At 61.8% G+C, this 17878-nt stretch carries 20 protein-coding genes; 10 read left to right on the forward strand and 10 right to left on the reverse strand.

Translation table 11 applies throughout. The annotated features are described in order from the left end of the window. Positions 1–73: 73 nt before the first annotated feature. Positions 74–949: a cation diffusion facilitator family transporter gene (locus tag AT395_RS05405; protein ID WP_042112768.1), complete on the reverse strand. Its 876-nt coding sequence runs from the start codon at positions 947–949 to the stop codon at positions 74–76. 211 nt (positions 950–1160) lie between these two features. On the opposite strand from AT395_RS05405, the gene AT395_RS05410 reads away from it, so the two are divergent. Next, on the forward strand, positions 1161–1718 hold the full coding sequence (locus tag AT395_RS05410; protein WP_042112766.1) for a cytochrome b: 558 nt from the start codon (positions 1161–1163) through the stop codon (positions 1716–1718). A 386-nt stretch (positions 1719–2104) separates the two neighbouring features. Here the strand turns inward: AT395_RS05410 and AT395_RS05415 are convergent, their stop codons facing one another. Together AT395_RS05415 and AT395_RS05420 are read right to left on the reverse strand one after the other, a co-directional pair. Continuing rightward, positions 2105–3016, reverse strand: a complete 912-nt coding sequence (locus AT395_RS05415; protein WP_042112765.1) for an alpha/beta fold hydrolase — start codon at positions 3014–3016, stop codon at positions 2105–2107. A 180-nt stretch (positions 3017–3196) separates the two neighbouring features. Next, a complete protein-coding gene (locus AT395_RS05420) occupies positions 3197–3541 on the reverse strand; it encodes a c-type cytochrome (RefSeq protein WP_231606051.1) in 345 nt (114 codons plus the stop codon). A 367-nt stretch (positions 3542–3908) separates the two neighbouring features. Here AT395_RS05420 and AT395_RS05425 point away from each other — a divergent pair, with 367 nt between their 5' ends. Further along, entirely contained in the window at positions 3909–4430 is a 522-nt protein-coding gene (locus AT395_RS05425) for a DUF6622 family protein (protein ID WP_048627889.1), read from the forward strand. A gap of 123 nt (positions 4431–4553) precedes the next feature. On the opposite strand, the gene AT395_RS05430 is transcribed toward AT395_RS05425, so the two are convergent. From AT395_RS05430 to AT395_RS05445, 4 genes are read right to left on the reverse strand one after another with little or no spacing between them, the layout of a single operon-like run. Beyond that, positions 4554–5360 carry a transporter substrate-binding domain-containing protein gene (locus AT395_RS05430; protein WP_042112764.1) on the reverse strand — a complete coding sequence of 269 codons (807 nt, stop codon included), beginning with the start codon at positions 5358–5360 and terminating at the stop codon, positions 4554–4556. Positions 5361–5402: 42 nt separating this feature from the next. Next, positions 5403–6131, reverse strand: a complete 729-nt coding sequence (locus AT395_RS05435) for an amino acid ABC transporter ATP-binding protein (RefSeq protein WP_042112762.1) — start codon at positions 6129–6131, stop codon at positions 5403–5405. After that, positions 6115–6768, reverse strand: a complete 654-nt coding sequence (locus tag AT395_RS05440) for an amino acid ABC transporter permease (RefSeq protein ID WP_042112760.1) — start codon at positions 6766–6768, stop codon at positions 6115–6117. The genes AT395_RS05435 and AT395_RS05440 overlap by 17 nt, the downstream gene beginning before the upstream one ends. Further along, a complete protein-coding gene (locus tag AT395_RS05445; protein WP_048627888.1) occupies positions 6765–7553 on the reverse strand; it encodes an amino acid ABC transporter permease in 789 nt (262 codons plus the stop codon). Before AT395_RS05445 ends, AT395_RS05440 begins: the two co-directional genes overlap by 4 nt. Positions 7554–8079: 526 nt before the next feature. Between AT395_RS05445 and AT395_RS05450 the strand changes: the two genes are divergently transcribed. The 6 genes from AT395_RS05450 to ubiA all read left to right on the forward strand — a co-directional run bounded on the left by AT395_RS05450 (position 8080) and on the right by ubiA (position 13205). After that, a complete protein-coding gene (locus tag AT395_RS05450; protein WP_039367097.1) occupies positions 8080–8541 on the forward strand; it encodes an Lrp/AsnC family transcriptional regulator in 462 nt (153 codons plus the stop codon). A 213-nt stretch (positions 8542–8754) separates the two neighbouring features. Continuing rightward, positions 8755–9378 (forward strand): iron transporter, encoded by a 624-nt coding sequence (locus tag AT395_RS05455; protein WP_042112756.1) that lies wholly within the window; start codon positions 8755–8757, stop codon positions 9376–9378. 64 nt (positions 9379–9442) lie between these two features. After that, the gene (locus AT395_RS05460; protein ID WP_094069172.1) at positions 9443–9799 is read left to right on the forward strand and encodes a cupredoxin domain-containing protein; all 357 of its coding nucleotides are present in this window, start codon (positions 9443–9445) and stop codon (positions 9797–9799) included. 59 nt (positions 9800–9858) lie between these two features. Beyond that, positions 9859–10695 (forward strand): FTR1 family iron permease, encoded by an 837-nt coding sequence (locus tag AT395_RS05465; protein WP_042112755.1) that lies wholly within the window; start codon positions 9859–9861, stop codon positions 10693–10695. 152 nt (positions 10696–10847) lie between these two features. Continuing rightward, on the forward strand, positions 10848–12242 hold the full coding sequence (locus AT395_RS05470; protein ID WP_174554638.1) for a 4Fe-4S binding protein: 1395 nt from the start codon (positions 10848–10850) through the stop codon (positions 12240–12242). 96 nt (positions 12243–12338) lie between these two features. Beyond that, positions 12339–13205, forward strand: a complete 867-nt coding sequence (gene ubiA / locus AT395_RS05475; RefSeq protein ID WP_048627886.1) for a 4-hydroxybenzoate octaprenyltransferase — start codon at positions 12339–12341, stop codon at positions 13203–13205. A 107-nt stretch (positions 13206–13312) separates the two neighbouring features. Here ubiA and proC read toward each other — a convergent pair whose 3' ends face one another. Beyond that, on the reverse strand, positions 13313–14125 hold the full coding sequence (proC, locus tag AT395_RS05480) for a pyrroline-5-carboxylate reductase (protein WP_042112752.1): 813 nt from the start codon (positions 14123–14125) through the stop codon (positions 13313–13315). Positions 14126–14207: 82 nt separating this feature from the next. Then, positions 14208–14921, reverse strand: coding sequence for a YggS family pyridoxal phosphate-dependent enzyme (locus AT395_RS05485; RefSeq protein ID WP_048627885.1), 714 nt, complete (start codon positions 14919–14921; stop codon positions 14208–14210). Positions 14922–15151: 230 nt separating this feature from the next. Here AT395_RS05485 and AT395_RS05490 point away from each other — a divergent pair, with 230 nt between their 5' ends. Continuing rightward, positions 15152–15649: a glutathione peroxidase gene (locus AT395_RS05490; protein ID WP_042112750.1), complete on the forward strand. Its 498-nt coding sequence runs from the start codon at positions 15152–15154 to the stop codon at positions 15647–15649. A gap of 49 nt (positions 15650–15698) precedes the next feature. On the opposite strand, the gene AT395_RS05495 is transcribed toward AT395_RS05490, so the two are convergent. Then, positions 15699–16163 carry a hypothetical protein gene (locus tag AT395_RS05495; protein ID WP_048627884.1) on the reverse strand — a complete coding sequence of 155 codons (465 nt, stop codon included), beginning with the start codon at positions 16161–16163 and terminating at the stop codon, positions 15699–15701. A 158-nt stretch (positions 16164–16321) separates the two neighbouring features. Between AT395_RS05495 and AT395_RS05500 the strand changes: the two genes are divergently transcribed. Then, positions 16322–17878, forward strand: a complete 1557-nt coding sequence (locus AT395_RS05500) for an aminotransferase-like domain-containing protein (RefSeq protein WP_224787412.1) — start codon at positions 16322–16324, stop codon at positions 17876–17878.

A 17878-nucleotide genomic window follows, 5' to 3' on the forward strand; every position in this document is an offset into this window, starting at 1 on the left:
GAGCTGGGAAGCGCATCTTCGATGAGATTGCCGGTGCTCACGGCACCCTTGAGAGCAATAGCCCCCCGTTCGTCTACCGAGTGAGCACCGGCACCGGGTCTACGTGCGTCATCACGTCGAGCACCTTGGGGATGGTTTTGACTTTGCGCTGGACCGATTCCGCGATCTGGTGTCCTTCTTTGACCGACAGCGATTCGTCCACCTCGATGTGGATATCGACCAGAACAAAATCGCCCACCGTGCGTGTACGAAGATCGTGGAATCCCTGCACCCCGCTCACGCCTGCGACAGCCAGTTCGATTGCCGAGATCTCCTCATCGCCTGCCGCGTGATCCATCAGATCGCTCATCGCCGACCAACCAATGCTCGCGCCCATGCGCGCAACGAGCGCGGCAACGATCAGCGAAGCGATGGGGTCACCGATCGGAAACCCAAGCGAATTCGCGGCAATACCGACTAGCACGACGAGCGACGAAGCCGCGTCCGATCGTGCGTGCCATGCATTTGCCACCAGCATTCCGGAACCGACTCGGCGACCCACGCCGAGCATGTAACGGAAGAGCAATTCTTTCGCGACTAATGCAAGTGCGGCCGTCCATACGGCTGAGGCGTGCACGACAGGAATCGAGGCGACATCCGACAAACGGACAATGGCGTTCCAGCCGATGCCGGCCGACACCGCGAGCATCAATAGGCCGAGAAACAGCGACGCCGCCGTTTCAAATCGATAATGACCGTACGGGTGATTGGCATCGGGCGCCAGCCGGCTTTGGCGATTGGCGGCAATGACGACAAAGTCGGATATCAGGTCGGAAAGCGAGTGAATGCCGTCCGCCACCAATGCCTGCGATCGGGCTAGAAGCCCGACTGCAATTTGAGCGATCGATAGACAAAAATTAACCCAAACGCTGACTAGCGCACTGTGCCTTGCGGCGGCATGACGATCCATGATTACCCCTCTTCCGGGGCTGGCTTCAACGTTGGCTACACGCCCGGTGACGCGAACGTTATTTTAAAATTGCATGCTCTGCAAGCATTTAATGTTGAAACATATACGATATTAATAATCATTATTGATACGGTTCTCATAACGGAATTATCGGATTAATCTAATTCCGTGCTAATTAAAGCGAGTCCATAATTCTCCATCGAACTGTTTAATGGATGGTATGGTGAAAAAACGGACGGAATTTGACCTTGTTGCCAAGGCGTTTCATTGGGGCATGGCCTTGCTCCTCGTGGTTCAGTACACGGTAGCCTGGACCATGCCGCACATTGGCAAGGGAACACTGCCGGTTGGACTGGTGGCGTGGCACTTGTCCATTGGTACCGCATTGCTGGCGATGTTGCTGGCCCGATTATTGTGGCGTTTGTCGCACCCGGTGAATCACGTATCGACATCACCCCTGCTGAACGCACTTGCGGGGGCGGGCCACATTTCACTCTATTTATTGTTGCTAGCCGTGCCCGTCATGGGATGGGTCAACGCTTCGTCGCGAGGGTACGACGCGCGCCTGTTCGGCAGTGTTCCGCTCCCTTCTCTGTCGACGACAGGGTCGGCTCTCGGCCACTCTATGGGAGACATCCACGTTTATGCGTCGTATGCGCTGATCGGGTTCGTTGCCCTTCATGTACTCGCGGCCTTGTACCACCATTGGGTGTTGAAGGACGGCGTCTTGCAACGCATGCTCCCGCTGCGTCGTTCAGGACAGCGGTAACGGCAACGGTAAGGGTAACGGTCGCGATCTCCGTCACGGCTGACGGAGATCCGGTTGTGAGAGGGTGCACGACTTGCCGAACTGAGCTACGGGGGCTCCGAACAGCCCTGGGGCGACGCTATCCAAAATGGTTCGAGTTTGCGGCAGCAAATTGCGCACACCGTCACGCAGTCATGCTGACAGGCACTGTCGATGGACGTCGAGGTACGTAAGATTCGCTGCCGCAGTTAGCACGAACCCGGCACCTGGCCGGCGCCGTGCCGCTTTACCATCATGCTCGAAGCGTTTGCATGTTATCGCACGCGGGACACCTCGTCGCTTACATCGCATGACGATGCTATCCGGTCATCCGCGCAATCCGCGGGGATCGTCACCGGCGATGTCAATTACTGAAGGAACGCCATAATGGCAGCCATGGTTGCTTGCGGTTGTTCTTCCATTAACCAGTGGCCGGCATTCGGAACTACAACGCCTTGCACGTTGCTCGCCGCCGCTTGGGCGACCGTCTCCATCATCGTGCCAAACGATTTCTCCCCTCCGATAGCGAGTACCGGCATTGGCAACGGTCCTTTGGTCAGGAACGCCCGATTGTCGATCGTGTCCTGATCGAAGGCGTGAAACTGCTCGAAGCCGGAATGCATGGCGCCGGGCAGCGCATAGAACTGTGTGTAATGCCGACGCGAAGCTTCATTGAAATGCTTCGGATCTGCCGAAAACTCGTTCCAGAAACGGTCGAGGTAAATTCGCTCGCGTCCCTTGACCAGCCGCTCCATATCCGGGCCGCCGAAACGGAAGTGCCAGAGCAACGGGCTCTTCAGGATTTCCTCCCAGGGGCCAACGCCGGGAATGGGTGCGTCCATGAGCACGAGCTTTGTCACGCGCTCAGGCTGCTCTGCGGCAAAGGCGTAGGCCACCATGTTGCCGATGTCGTGGGCCACCACATCGACCTTACCGATTTGCAGGGTATCCAGCACGCCGGCAATATCGCGTGCCTCGTTCCTCTTGTCGTAGCCCGCGGGGGGATGGTCGGAAAGCCCCATGCCGCGAAGATCGGGGACAACGACCGTGTGATTCGCAGCGAGCTTTGCAGCAAGTGGCGCCCACATGTCGCCGGTCTCCCCATAACCGTGCAGCAAGACAACTGCGGGTCCGTGACCGCCGACGCGCACATAAATATTGGCGCCATTGGTCGCGATGGTCTGATGTTTGAAATCGGCGGGGAATGAAAACGCGTCGGCCGCCGCCGGGAGCGCGTGAAGAGAGACGATCAACAAGAGAAACGAGAGAAGCTTCCGCATTTCCGACCCCCAAGGGTTGATCAAACCGATCTGTCTACCGCGCGGATAATCTCACCTTGATGCAAAAAAACAAAGCGCAACATTGACAGGCCGCCGGTGCGCGTCGAAGCCGCCCGCGCTTTGGCAGATCGCCCACCGATCGTACACCTGCACTCAAATACATCGCCGCGCCGCCGTGTCTTACTTGAACGTGTGCAAGTAAGCGATCAGATCGGCGACTTTGCGTTCGTTGCCAATCCCCCAGAAGCGCATTTTCGTACCGGGTACCGTCTTGCCGGGATTCGCAATGAAGGCGGCAAGCGTTTTGTCGTCCCATACAAGGCCAGACTGCTTCATCTCCTTCGAGTATTCGAAGTCCGCAAGACTGCCAGCGCGCCGGTTGGCCAGGCCGTTGAGCTGCGGCCCGAATCCCGACGCTGCCATCGGCCCGACCGAATGGCACGACGCACAACGCGACGCGAACAGCGCTTTTCCCGCCTCAATGTCCGGTGCGGCGACGACCGGTGCGACGAGCGTTGCGAGCACTAACGTCAGCGCGCCGATTCGGGCGCGTGCGGCGGGAGCAAAAGAATGAGCCGATACGAATAGGGGGAGAGAACGGGCAGTCATCGATGAGTGGGACGTCGGGGGCGTTTTGATGGCAAGCCACTAACTTACCGCTTTCCGCCGGGCACGGCCAGTGGTTCCCGCCAGCAGCGGTGCGGCATCCTGTCGCGAGCGTGCCAACGCCGTACCCGCATCGCCCGATGTCGATGCGGGTGGCCGCCTACTCCGCGGCGATCGCGGTTCACGCCGCTCAGCCACCGTTCGTCGCAGACCGCTCGCGCACCCGGGCGCACCGCGCGATGCTTCGGGCGTCGCATGCTTGCATGCCGGTTCACGGAGCCCAACCATGTCGTTTGCCTTTGTCTCTCACGTTCCCCTTTGGGTCTGGTGGCTGTTTATCGTGCTGGTCGCACTCGGACTGGCCGCGACACGCACGCAGCAAAAGCCGCTGTGGGCGGCACTCGCAATGCCGCTGGTCATGACGGGGGTGTCTGCCTACGGCGCGGCCACCACGTTCACGACGGCCTTGCCGGCATCGATCGCATGGGTGAGTGCCGTCGCCATTGCCGTCGCACTGCGCGCAGCGCTGGGGTGGCGGGGGAGCGTGAGTTGGATCCCGGCGACACGTCGCGTGCGAATGCCGGGCAGTTGGCTGCCGCTAGTCTGGATGCTGGCGATTTTCGTGTTGAAGTTCGCTGTCGCCGTCTCGATGGCGATTCATCCCGACCTGAAGTCGAACGGCGGATTCGCTGCGTGGATTTGCTTGTGGTATGGCGCGTTCAGCGGCATTTTCCTCGGACGTGTGCTGGCGATCCGGCGTGCAATACGCAACGCTAGCGTTGCCGGCGAGGCGTCGCTGGCGGTGTGAGTCGCATGTGGGGCACGCGGTCGTCACGGCAGGCCGTCAACGTCGCTCGCGTCGACGGCCCGATGGCCATCCGCGCTCGACGATCGCACGGCCTCGCCCGTGAGCGATCGCGTGATCAAGTGCTTACGCTGCACCCTTCGTCACGCTATCCGGCAGATCGCGGCCGTGGTACTTCTTGTAGATCGCGTTGAGCTTGCCGTTCTTCAGATTGGTCTTCACCCAGTTGTTGATCCAGTCCTTGAGTGCCGGCTGATTCTTGTTGAGTGCGATACCCAGATCGAATTCCTTCTGTGCAAACTTCAGTTCGAGGTTCTTTTCCGGAGCGCGTTTGATCATCTCGCCAAGGTTCGACGGCGTGCTCGAGAAGATGTCGACCTGCCCGGTCACCATCGAGGTAATCAGTGTGGCATCGTCTTCATAGCGGACGATCTGCGCGCCTTTCGCGTTCTGCGTCGTGAGCGTGTCGTTGACCGTCGCACGCGTGAGGCCGATGCGTTTGCCGTTGAGGTCTTCATAGCCCTTGATGTTCATGCTCTTGGGCCCGCCGACGATGATCGAAATGACTGCGTACGGAATCGAGAAGTCGATCACCTGCGCACGTTCCGGTGTGATCGAGAGGTCGGCCACTACGATATCGGCACGGTTCGCTTGCAGTGTGGGCACGCGCGCGGCGTTCGTCACGGACACGATGTCGAGCTTCACCCCGAGATCTTGCGCCAGCAGCTTGGCCGTATCGACGTCCGAACCTGCCGGTTGCAGATTGGCATCGGCAAACGAGTACAGCGGCGTGCCCATGGCGATCGCCACGCGAATCTTGCCCGCCTTCCTGATGTCGTCGAGCTGATCGGCAAAGGCGGCGTGCGCCATGGCGCCGAGCAGGACTGCGGCGCAGGTCTGGGTAAACAACGCCTTGAACGTCTTGAGTTTCATGCAATGGTCTCCTTGGAGTGATTTGTTGTCGCGACTTCGGGCTTACAACCCGTTGGCGAGGAACGCGCGCAGTTCCGGCGTTTGCGGGTTGTCGAGCATCTCGCCCGGACCGACTTCCCACACCTTGCCCTGATGCATGTAGATGATCTGATCGGCCACGCGTTTGGCAAACGCCATCTCGTGCGTGACAAGCAACATCGTCATACCGTCGGCGGCCAGGTCTTCCATCACGCGCAACACTTCGCCGGTGAGTTGGGGATCGAGTGCCGATGTGACTTCGTCGAACAGCATGACTTTCGGCGACATGGCGAGCGATCGCGCGATCGCCACGCGTTGTTGCTGGCCGCCCGAGAGTTGCTCGGGATAACTGTCGGCCTTGTCGGAGAGACCGACTTGCGCGAGCACTCGCTTAGCCACTTCCTCCGCTTCGCTGCGCGCGAGGCGCTTCACATGCCGCAGCGCAAGCATGATGTTCTCGCGCACGCTCAGGTGAGGAAACAGGTTGTAGCTCTGGAAGACGATGCCCACCTCGCGGCGCAGTTGGTGAAGGTCGATTTTCGGATCTTCCACGCGAATGCCGCACACCTCGATCGTGCCTTCGTCGATGGTCTCAAGGCGGTCGATGCAGCGCAGCGCGGTGCTCTTGCCCGAGCCGCTGGCACCGATGATGGCGACCATCTTGCCGCGCTCCACTTCGAACGACACGCCCTTGAGCACCGGGTTGTCGCCGAAGCGCTTGTGAATCTGGTTGACCTTAACGATTGCCGACATTGAGCCTGTCCTCCAGTGATGCGCTCCAGCGCGAGAGCGGGTAGCACAGCACGAAATAAAACACCCCTACCAGCGAGAACACGAGGAAGGGCTGGAAAATCGAGTTGTTGATGATCTGACCGGCGCGGGTCAGTTCCACGAAGCCAATCACCGACGCGAGCGACGTCATCTTGATGATCTGCACGAGAAAGCCGATGGTCGGCGGCAGCGACAGGCGCACGGCTTGCGGAATGATGACCAGACGCAGGGTCTGCCAGCGCGAGAGCGACAGGCACTCGGCGGCTTCCCACTGCGCGCGCGGCATGGCTTCGACGCACCCGCGCCAGATGTCGCCCAGATAGGCGCTGGTGTAGACCATCAGCGCGAGGGCGGCAGCCACGATCGCGGGCAATTCGAAGCCGTACACGGACAGACCGAAATAGACAATGAACAGCAGAATCAGCAGCGGTATGCCCTGAATCGCTTCGATGAACACCTGTGAGGGCAAGCGCAGCCAACGGCGCGGTGAAATGCGCGCGAGCATCACGAGAAAGCCGCCGGCACTGCCCAGCACGAACGCGATCAGCGACAGCACCAGTGTCCAGCCGATGGACTGCACCAGATATCCGAAATAGGTCCAGGAAAAGTTGCCGATCATGAGACGCTCCGTTGTGCGGTGTTGCCGCCCGAGCTGCCTGTCACGTTCGCGTTGGCCGCACGCGAAGCGGCGGCGCGGCGACGCGAGGCTTGTGCTGTTTGCGCGGCGGCACGTCGCACGACGCGGCGGCGCTTGAAGAAGTACTCGCCGGCAGCCCACGCCACGAGCTTCACCAGCAGCGACAGGCCGAGGTAGAGCGCGGCGACCACAATGTACGTCTCAAGCGAGCGGAATGTGTCCGACTGCACGGTGTTGGCGACGGCGGTGAGTTCTTCGGCGGAAATCTGCGAGGCCATGGCTGAGGCCTGCATCATCAGAATGAACTGGGTGGTGAGCGCGGGGTACACCTTCTCGATGGACGGTTGCAGCATCACATGCCACGCAATGCGCCACTTCGACAGCCCCAGACACTCGGCAGCCTCGATCTGACCGCGCGGCACCGACTCCAGCCCGGCGCGGATGATCTCCGCCGCGTAGGCGCCGATATTGATCACCATCGCGATCACCGCGGCGGCGAACGTCGGCATGTGTACTCCCAGGCTGGCGAGTCCGAAATACAACAGGAAGATCTGAACGAGGAACGGGGTGTTTCGCACCGACTCGATATAGATACTGCAAAGGCGAACGAGCCAGCGATGGCGGCTGCGCTTGGCGAAGGCGACCAGCGTGCCGGCAGCGGTGCCGATCACAACCGAGAGCGCGGTCATCTTGAGCGTGAGCCACGCACCTTCGAGAAAAACTGGCCAGTAAGGAAGCAGCGGGGCGAAATTCAACGAGAAATGCATGGCTGACGCCTGTCTCCGGTGACGTTCGGGGCCGACGCGCCAGGCAGCTTCCATTGCGGTGATGACTTCCGCAGTCGCCGTGGTGGGTCTTTCTTGTACGTCGTCATATAAGTGATGCGATTTTGCGCATCGGCAATCGGCATTGTCAATAGCCGGCCCTTGGGGGGATACCCTTGGCTATAGCCTTGGTAGCACAGGGGTTAAAAGGGCTGTGAGCCATGGGGCCGGGGCACTGCAGGGTGGGTGATGCGGCCTCAACGCCGGGTTGACGACGGCAAGTTCTCACCTGTGTCATCGTATCTCTTGTTGGGAGAAAGAGTGGGCCGCCGGGCGCAACGGCGTGGTTTTATAATCGCGCTTGGCCGACGCTGCGCTCGCTCGGTATTCGTATCTCTCGATGGAAGACCATGCAACAGATCAACGACTGCGGCGTGCGCGCGATATCGCACGATCCTGACATGCGGCATTGGCGCATTGACTGGCGCCCGGCCGGCGGAGCGAGCGACGACTTGCGAGGCAACGCCCGATGACGTTGTCCACGACAGCGCTCGACGAACTCGACCGTAACCTGCTTGCGTTGCTGCGCGTGAATGCGCGCGAGAGTACTGCCAATCTGGCGCGTCGCCTCGGCGTGGCGCGCACGACCGTGGTGGCCCGCATCGGCCGGCTGGAGCAGGCCGGGGTGATCGCCGGCTACACCGTGCGACTCGGGCAGGATGCGGCGGGAGGCGGGTTGCAGGCTTGTGTCGGCATCAGCGTGCAGCCGCGCTCCGGACGCGACGTGATGCGGCGTCTGAACAAGATGCCGGAGATTCACCTGTTGTGTACGGTCAGCGGCGAGTTCGATTACGTGGCCTGGTTGCATGCCGCGTCGCCTGACCAACTCGACGGGCTGCTCGACACCATCGGCGAGATCGACGGCGTGACCCGCACCACGACATCGGTGGTGCTGGCCCGGAAGATCGACCGGGGCGGTGTGCTGCCCTGAGCGCTCTGGGCAAATCGCACCATTCGGCTGCCGGTAATTTTCCGTAACTGGCAGCTAAGAATGGTTGCGCACCCGCACCGGTGCTCGCGGAAGCTGCAATTTTCCCGTTTATCCCCTTGCTGCCTTGACTTCGCGTGTTTGTCTGGCTGTGGCGAAGGTGCTAAACTTATTGAGAATTGTTTGCATTAACTTCTTCATCAATCTGGAGTGCGTATGCGCGTGAAATCCCTCGTGGCAGCGGTGTTGCTTGCCGGTGCGGCCACTATGGCTCAGGCCGCCGAGTTTCCTATCGGTAAACCGCTGAATGTGGCGGGCATGGAAATCAACACGGTGTATCTCCAGCCGATCACGATGGAGCCGGCCGGCATGATGCGCGATGCCGCCAAGTCGGACATTCACCTCGAGGCGGATATTCACGCGATCGCCAAGAACCCGAACGGCTACGCCGAAGGCGACTGGATTCCGGGTCTGGAAATCACGTACAAGCTGCAAAAGATGAAGAGCGACGGCAAGACCGCCGATGGCGCTGCCATTGAAGGTCTGATGATGCCGATGGTCGCGAGCGATGGTCCGCACTACGGCGACAACGTCAAGCTGGCGGGCGTTGGCAAGTACAAGCTGACGATGGTGGTCAACGCGCCGGGCACGCTGCCGGAATTCGGTTGCAAGATGGGCGGTACGCCGGCCGCCGGTGCGCACGCCGCGCATGGCGGCATGGGCCCGTGGTGCTTCGGTCGTCACGTGGATAAGGAAACGGGCGTGGGCCCGTGGTTCAAGCCGATCACGAAGGAAGTCGATTTCACTTTCTCGGGCGTTGGCAAGAAGGGTGGCTACTAAGCCCGCATAACTTTGATGCAGCGTTGGCCGATGAGCCAGCGCTGTTTTCGTTTGGAGCAGAAGGATGAATCAGCGCATCGCGCGCCTGTTGGCCACGATGGCGGCCTCGGTGGTGACTTTGTTGGCTTTGGGCGCAGCGCCGCTCGCGCGTGCCGACGACTTGCCCACCTTCAAGCTGGAAATGAATAACGGCAAACTCAACCCGGCGCGCATCGAGGTGCCGGCCGGCAAACGCATCAAGATCGAGGTGCACAACACCGGAACGAATGCCGTCGAGTTTGAAAGTCTGCAACTGCGCAAGGAAAAGGTGCTGGCACCGGGGGCGCAGTCGTTTGTGGTCATCGCACCGTTGCAGCCGGGCGAGTACAAGTTTTTCGACGATTTTCATCAGCAGGCGCAAGGCGTGATCGTCGCCAAGTAAGCCACGCGGAAGTCGGTTCAGTCACACGGTAAGACAGGCATCACGAGAGGAATCACACGATGGGTCAGGTCATGTTCATCGTCTGGCGCGAAAGCGTCGAGGCATTGCTGGTCGTAGGCATTCTCCATGCCTGGCTGGCCAACCCCGAGCACGGCGCCAAGCGCGGCCTTCCCTACCTTTGGGCCGGTGTCGTGCTGGGGATCGCCGCCGCAGTGGCGCTGGGTGCCGCGCTGGTCGGCTTCACCGAAGTGCTGTCGGGCGACGCACAGGATTACTTCCAGACCGCCATGGTACTGATAGCCAGCGTGCTGATCGTGCAAATGGTCTTCTGGATGAAGCGTCACGGGCGAACGCTCAAGCGCGACATGGAATCGTCGCTACAGAAAAATCAGGACCGGGGCACGTGGTGGGGCGTGCTTGTGCTGGTGGCGCTGGCGATTGCCCGCGAAGGCAGCGAGACGGCCATTTTTCTGTACGGCATCGGTTTCGGCCAGCAAGGCAGCGTGCCGTTATCGATGTGGCTCGCCGTGCTGATCGGCTTCGTGCTGGCGCTCGTCACGTTCTGGCTGTTGCAGTTGGGCGGAAAGATCTTCTCGTGGCGCCTGTTCTTCCGCGTCACTGAAATCATGCTGCTGTTTCTGGCGGCCGGGCTGCTTGAGTCGGGATTGGATCGCCTTATCTCGCTGGAGCTTGTGCCTACGTTGGTCGACCAACTGTGGGATACTTCCGCGATTCTCGACGACGCCAGCCCGTTTGGCAGCCTCGTTGCGACCCTGACCGGGTATCGCGCGCACCCGGCCGGTATGAATCTGCTGGTGTACGCCGTGTACTGGATTTTCATGTGGGCGCTGCTCAAGCGAGCGGGCGCTCCGGCAAAGCAGGTCAAGCCCGCCTGAGCGGGCTGTACGCACCGGCAGGGAATGCGTGTCCTTGCCGCTGCACATAACGGACTGAGCGGACGCGCCCGGCAGGATTCGCAAGATCCCGCCATATCGATAACGATAAGCGCCGTCAGCCGGAAGGTAATCCCCCGACGTACGAGTTGAGCATGAGCATCGCCATACCTGTCCCGAACCGACTGGCCCGAGTGGGCCTTTGGATGCAACGCCACGGCAAGTTGATACGTGGCGTGCAGTGGGGCGTCGTGCTGGTTTATGCGTTCCTCATCTGCGTACCGGTCATGATGCCGTTGCCCGACGAGACGGCGCACATTCTCGATAACCTCACTGTCTTTGCCCAGTTCACGTTCTGGGGCATCTGGTGGCCGTTCGTGCTCATCAGCATGGTGCTCATGGGCCGTGTCTGGTGCGGAGTCCTGTGTCCGGAAGGCACGCTTTCGGAATTCGCGAGCCGCCACGGACGCGGGCGTGCCATTCCCCGCTGGATGCGCTGGGGCGGCTGGCCGTTCGTCGCCTTCGCCGGCACCACGCTGTACGGGCAGATGGTCAGCGTCTACCAATACCCGAAGGCGGTGCTGCTGGTGCTCGGCGGCTCGACCATCGGCGCCATGGTGATCGGTTACTTCTACGGGCGCGACAAGCGTGTGTGGTGCAAGTATCTGTGCCCGGTCAACGGCGTGTTCTCGTTGCTCTCGCGCCTCGCACCGTTCCACTTCAAGGTCAACGAAGACGCCTGGCGCCGCTCGTATCACACCAACGGCCACAAGGTCATTCCGATCAATTGCGCACCGATCGTGCCGCTACGCAACATGAAGGGCGGGGCGCAGTGCCACATGTGCGGCCGTTGTGCCGGGCATCGCGACGCTATCGAACTCGCGGGCCGCTCGCCCAGCGAGGAGATCGTGAAGTTCGGGGCGACCGAGAACAACAGCGTGTGGGACAGCGTGCTCGTCATGTACGGCCTGCTCGGTGTGGCGATCGGCGCGTTCCACTGGACGGTGAATCCGTGGTTCGTCGCCACCAAGACCGTGCTGGCGACGTGGCTCATCGATCACAACATCATGTGGCCGTTCGAGACGAACGCGCCGTGGTACGTGTTCACCAACTATCCCGAGCAGAGCGACGTTTTCACCTGGCTCGACGGTGGCATGGTCGTCACGTACATTCTTGGCAACGGCCTGTTGCTGGGGCTGGCGTTCACGATCATTTTCGCGCTGGCCAACCGGGCGATGGGACCGTGGCAGACGTCACGATTCAACCATCTGGTGCAGTCGCTGATTCCGATTGCCGGGGCTGGTGTGTTCATCGGTCTGTCGGCCACGACGATCAGCCTGCTGCGTGCCGAGCATCTGCCGGTGTATTGGGCAAACGACGTTCGCGCGACCATTCTCGCCGCGACCACGCTGTGGAGTCTGTGGCTGGGTTGGCGAGTCACGGGGCGTCATGCCCAATCGTTGGGACGGCGACTGGCCGGCATGGCCGGTGTGGTGGCGGCGCTGGCGCTGGTCAACTGGCTCTGGCTGCTGATGTTCTGGATCTGGTGACCCCGAGGGGCGTCTGCGGTATTCGAGGCGCCCCGATTGGCGAGCATCCGGCGCGTGGCCTACAATGTCGCCACAAGTCTTTCTGTGTGACGCCCCATGTTGCTCGCTCAACGCCTTCCCCTGTATTTCCGCCTGGTTCGCCTCGACAAGCCGATCGGTACCGTGCTGCTGCTTTGGCCCACGCTCGCGGCGCTGTGGATTGCGTCGAACGGGCATCCCGATCCGTTACTGCTCGTGATCTTCACACTAGGCACGTTCCTGATGCGCTCGGCGGGGTGCGCCATCAACGATTACGCTGACCGCGACTTCGACAAGTTCGTCAAACGCACGAAAGAGCGTCCGATCACGTCGGGACGCATTCGCGCCTGGGAGGCGGTCGCCGTGGCCGCAACGCTCGCCTTGGTGAGCTTCCTGCTGATTCTGCCGCTCAACGCGCTGACCAAGTGGCTGTCGATTCCGGCGCTGTTCGTGGCCGGCACCTATCCGTTCACCAAGCGTTTTCTGGCGATTCCGCAAGCCTATCTCGGCGTGGCGTTCGGCTTCGGCATTCCGATGGCTTTCGCCGCTGTGCAGGATCAGGTGCCGGTGATCGCTTGGGTGCTGCTGCTCTCGAACGTGTTCTGGTCGGTGGCGTACGACACCGAATACGCGATGGTCGATCGCGACGACGACCTGAAGATCGGTATCAAGACGTCTGCCATCACGTTCGGACGTTTCGACGTGCTGGCGGTCATGCTTTGCTATGTGGCTGCGCTCGGCATTCAGGCGGGCGTCGGCGTGTATCTGGGTTTCGGCTGGCCGTTCTGGCTGGGGATAGCGGTAGCGGCGAGCTGCGCGATTTATCACTACTTCCTGATTCGCAGACGCGAGCGCATGCCGTGCTTCGCGGCGTTCCGTCACAACAACTGGCTGGGCGCGGCCGTGTTTGCGGGCATTGCCGGACACTATCTGCTGAGCGCCTGACTGACTGTGGCATCGCGCGTTCGCGTCTGATCGACGACGCCAAACAAAACGGCCCGCTTGCGGGCCGTTTGTCGTTAGTCGGTGCGCCGAAGGGCGTCTATCCGCTATCAGGCGTCGCCTAACTCGTCGCCAAGTTCCCTGGCGCGGAGGTTCGCCGCATGCACGCCGCGCACGATGGCGGCTTTGATCGCGTCGCGATCGAACGAGCTGAGGGCGGCAAACGTTGTACCGCCCTTGGACGTCACACGCTCACGCAACACGCTTGCCGGCTCGCTCGACTGCGCGGCCAGTTGCGATGCGCCGGTGAACGTGGCGATAGCCAACTGGCGGCCCTGCTCGGGCGTGAAGCCCAGTTCCTGAGCGGCTTGCTCCAGGGCTTCGATGAAATAGAACACGTACGCCGGGCCACTGCCCGAGATTGCCGTCACACCGTCGAGCTGGCTTTCCTTCTCGACCCAGACGATCTGGCCCGCAGCGCCCAGTACGTTCTCGGCACGCTTGCGCTGGTCAGAATCGACGCCCGAGAGCGCGGCCAGACCGGTGATGCCCATGCCGATCAGCGCGGGCGTATTCGGCATGCAGCGCACGATCTGGTTGTGGCCGCCGAGCCAACGCGCCAGGTCGGACGCACGAATGCCCGCTGCGATGCTGATGACCAACTGGCCGTTCAGATGTGGTTGCAGAGCCTGCGCGACATCCTTGAGGACTTGCGGTTTGACGGCCAGCACGAGCGTGTCGTAATCGCGCAGGCGATCGTTGGGCGCGCTGGCTGTCTCGACACCGTACTGCTTGACGAGGCCGTCGCGGGTCGATTCGTTGACGTCGATGGCGAGAATGTCGCGCGGGGCCGTGCCGCGCTTGACGAGTCCGCCGATCAAGGCGTTGGCCATGTTGCCGCCGCCGATGAATGCAATTCTCATAACCATCCTTTGCGTTGCGTATGTCATTACCTCTTGCTGCGGCGAGATACCACGAGGCGCTCGCCGCCGGGACACGCCGCGATTACGCCCGGGGGCCGTAATCGCGCGCGCCGAAAATCGCGGTGCCAATGCGCACCATTGTCGCACCCTCGGCAATCGCTGCCTCCAGATCGCCCGACATCCCCATCGAGAGCGTGTCGAGCGCCAATCCGTCGGCGCGCAGCGCATCGAACAACTCGCGCACTGCCCTGAACGGCGCACGCTGGCGCGCGGGATCGTCTTCGGGTTCGGGAATCGCCATCAGGCCGCGCAATTTCAGATTCGGCAGCCCGGCGACAGCTCGTGCGACGGCCGGTACGTCCGCAGGCGCGACGCCGCTCTTGCTCGCCTCGCCGCTGATGTTCACTTGCAGGCAGACCTGAAGCGGCGGGAGGTCTGCCGGGCGTTGGGCACTCAGACGCTCGGCGATCTTCAGTCGATCGACCGAATGCACCCAGTCGAAATGCGCCGCCACCGGCCGTGTCTTGTTGCTCTGTAATGGCCCGATGAAGTGCCATTCCAACGGTGCGCCGCCGACCGTCTCGCCGGTCAGTGCGGCGATCTTGTCCAGCGACTCCTGCACGTAATTCTCGCCGAAGGCCCGCTGCCCGGCGGCGATCGCCTCGCGCACGGCGTCGGCGCCGAACGTCTTCGAGACGGCCAGCAGATGCACGCTACCCGCCGGACGGCCGGCGTTGGCAGTGGCACGGGCAATCCGGGAGAGGACGTCGTCGAGATGTGCGGCAATGGTCGACATGAGGCGGGTTCGGGGGCGTCGGTCAGGCGGTGCCATTGCGCGCAGGACGTTGCAATGGCAGTGATTGGTCAACGATTATAGCCGTGCCCGTACGCGAGGTGCTACCCCGGAAAATACGAAGGTGCTACCCGTGCCAGTTGTGCCGTCAGACGGGCCCAACGTGCACCGAACGCTCATGTGGCGTGGCTTGTGGCAGACTTCGCGGTGCCAACATCCAAAGGGAGTCCGAGATGAGCGCAAATTCGCGGCAGGTGTACGACTTTTCAGTTCAGACGCTGTCAGGCGAGACCGTCAGTCTGTCGCAGTACCGCGGCAAGGTGCTGCTGATCGTCAACACGGCGAGCGAGTGTGGTTTCACACCGCAATACGCTGGTTTGCAGACGCTCTACGAACAACTCGGCCCGCGCGGCTTCGAGGTGCTTGCGTTTCCCTGTAATCAGTTCGGCAAGCAGGAGCCGGGGGACGCCGAGGCCATTCGCAGCTTCTGCGATCTGCGCTTTCACGTGACGTTTCCGATGTTCGCAAAGATCGACGTGAAAGGGCCCGATGCGGCTCCGCTCTACACCTACCTCACGCAGGAAAAGCGCGGAGTGCTGGGCACGAAGGCGATCAAATGGAATTTCACGAAATTTCTCGTCGACGCGCAAGGAAACGTGGTGGCGCGATACGCGCCGACGGCGAAGCCCGACGCCATCCGCGCCGACATCGAAGCGTTGTTGCCCGCCTGAACGAGAGACGCCACCGTTCGTCCCGGACCAGGCTGACGGGCGCAGCGACTCAGGATTCCAGCGATGCGCGAACGATCTGCCACAAACGGGCGGCGTACGAGCGCAGACCGAAAGAACGGTGCATTTCGGCGACGCCGTCACGCAAGGTGAGGCGTGCGCCCGCCTCTGCGCTCAGCGTGAGCCAGCCCGACGTTTGAGTGACGTAGACCTGCCCGGCCGTCAGCAAAACGGTGTTTCGCCAGAAGCTCGCCGCCAGCCAGCGCGGTGCGGTGGTGAGCACCACGCTCCCGCGTTCGATATGGATCACCGTGCCGCGGCAGGCATAGGCATGAAACGATTGCCCGCAGGCCAGCGTGAGGTGTGACGACAACAGGGCGGGCATGCCGCCTTCGGGCCGGGCAAGCAAGGCCGTGGCTCGCGGGCTTGCCCGCCGCTCATCGAGGCGTGTCGCATCGCAGGTGTCGCGTGTCAGTATCGAATCGGGCGGCAGGAGGGGCGAAAGGGGCTTTGCCATGACAGACTCCGGGGCGTTGAACAGATGGGGACAGCGTATCGGCCGCCCGCATCTCCCGGTAGGCACACAGATGTGCTGTTTCGCCAATAACAGAGCCGCTTACGGTGATCTGTTACGATGCCGATTCAACGAATCTGTATCTGTTATGGTCTTGCCCAATGCCCGATCATCTGCGCATGGACGCCGTCACTCCCACTCTCGCTGCCCGTGAGACCGCGCCGCTCGCTGCGGCCGACTCGCAAGTCTCTTCCGCCGCCCCAGCGGCCCCGGAGGAACGCACGCCGCTTTACCGTCAGCTTGCCGATCATTATCGTCACGCCATCGAGGCCGGCACGCTCGCGCCGGGCGATCGCATGCCGAGCGTGCGCACGTTGATGGAGCGGCATCAGGTGAGTCTGTCGACAGCCTTGCAGACCTGTCGTCATCTGGAGGCGCAGGGGATTCTGGAGGCGCGTCCGCGTTCGGGCTACTTCGTGCGCACGCCCGCCCGGGCGAGCCTTGTGCCTGTGGACGAGCCGCGTCCGTGGGTGCCCGACCTGAAGCAATACGTGGGCATCAATCAGCGCGTGTCGTCGATCCTTGCCAGAGGGCTCCAGGCGAACGTCAAAGTCAATTTAGCGGTCGCGCATGGCGCTCCGTCGCTCTACCCCGTCAACGAACTGCGGCAGGCCACCCTCCGGGCGTTGCGCGAGAACCCGTTGCTTTACGGCACGCCGCCGCCCGGTGGCGGCGAGGCGCGTTTCCGCTCGGCGATCGCCCGCCGGGCGCTCGAAGCGCGTATGAATATCAATCCCGACGAGATCGTTGTCACACACGGTTGTATCGAGGCGATCAATCTGGCGCTGCGGGCAGTCGCGTCTGCGGGCGACGTGGTCGCAGTCGAATCGCCGACGTATTACGCGTTGCTGCAAACGCTGGAGAGCATGGGCATGCGGGCGCTCGAAATTCCCACGAGTCCGCAGACCGGGATTTCGCTTGAGGCGCTGCAACTGGCGAGCGAGACTTACGACAACATCAAGGCAGTCATCGTTGTGCCGCACTTCCAGAATCCGCTCGGGTCGGTGATGCCGGATTCCCACAAGGCGCAGCTCGTGAGGTGGGCAGAGTCGCGCGGCATTGCGATCATTGAAGACGACACTTACTCGGCGCTCGGCGATGACGGCAACATTCCTGCTGCCATTCGCTCCTGGGACACGACGGGTAACGTGATCCACTGCGCATCGCTGCATAAAACGCTGGCGCCGGGCATGCGGCTCGGCTGGATTGCGGGTGGCAAATGGCAGGGGCGAGTCGAGATGTTGAAGTACGCGCAGACGCGTCCGAACGAAGCGCTCGCCCAGATTGCGATGGGCGAGTTCATGGATTCTCCCCGTTACGATCGGCATTTGCGCCGTTTGCGCACGCAGTTACGCGAGCATCGCGCAGCAATGGCCGAAGCGATCGCGACCCATTTCCCGGCAGGCACCCGTTTGACACTGCCCGCGGGCGGCTTGAGTCTGTGGGTGGAGATGCCGGGCAGTGTCAGCTCGGAGCAATTGTTCGATGCGGCGCTTGCGAAAGGAATTCGTGTTGCGCCGGGCAGTCTGTTCTCGAACTCGTCGCGCTACGATCACTTCCTGCGTATCAACGGCGGACAACCGTTCACGCGAGACGTCGAGAAGTCAGTACGCGTACTGGCTACGGAAGTGTTGCGCTTGCTCGACACGACCGGCTGA

Origin of the sequence: Pandoraea apista, assembly GCF_001465595.2 — a bacterium.
GTDB classification, from domain to species: domain Bacteria; phylum Pseudomonadota; class Gammaproteobacteria; order Burkholderiales; family Burkholderiaceae; genus Pandoraea; species Pandoraea apista.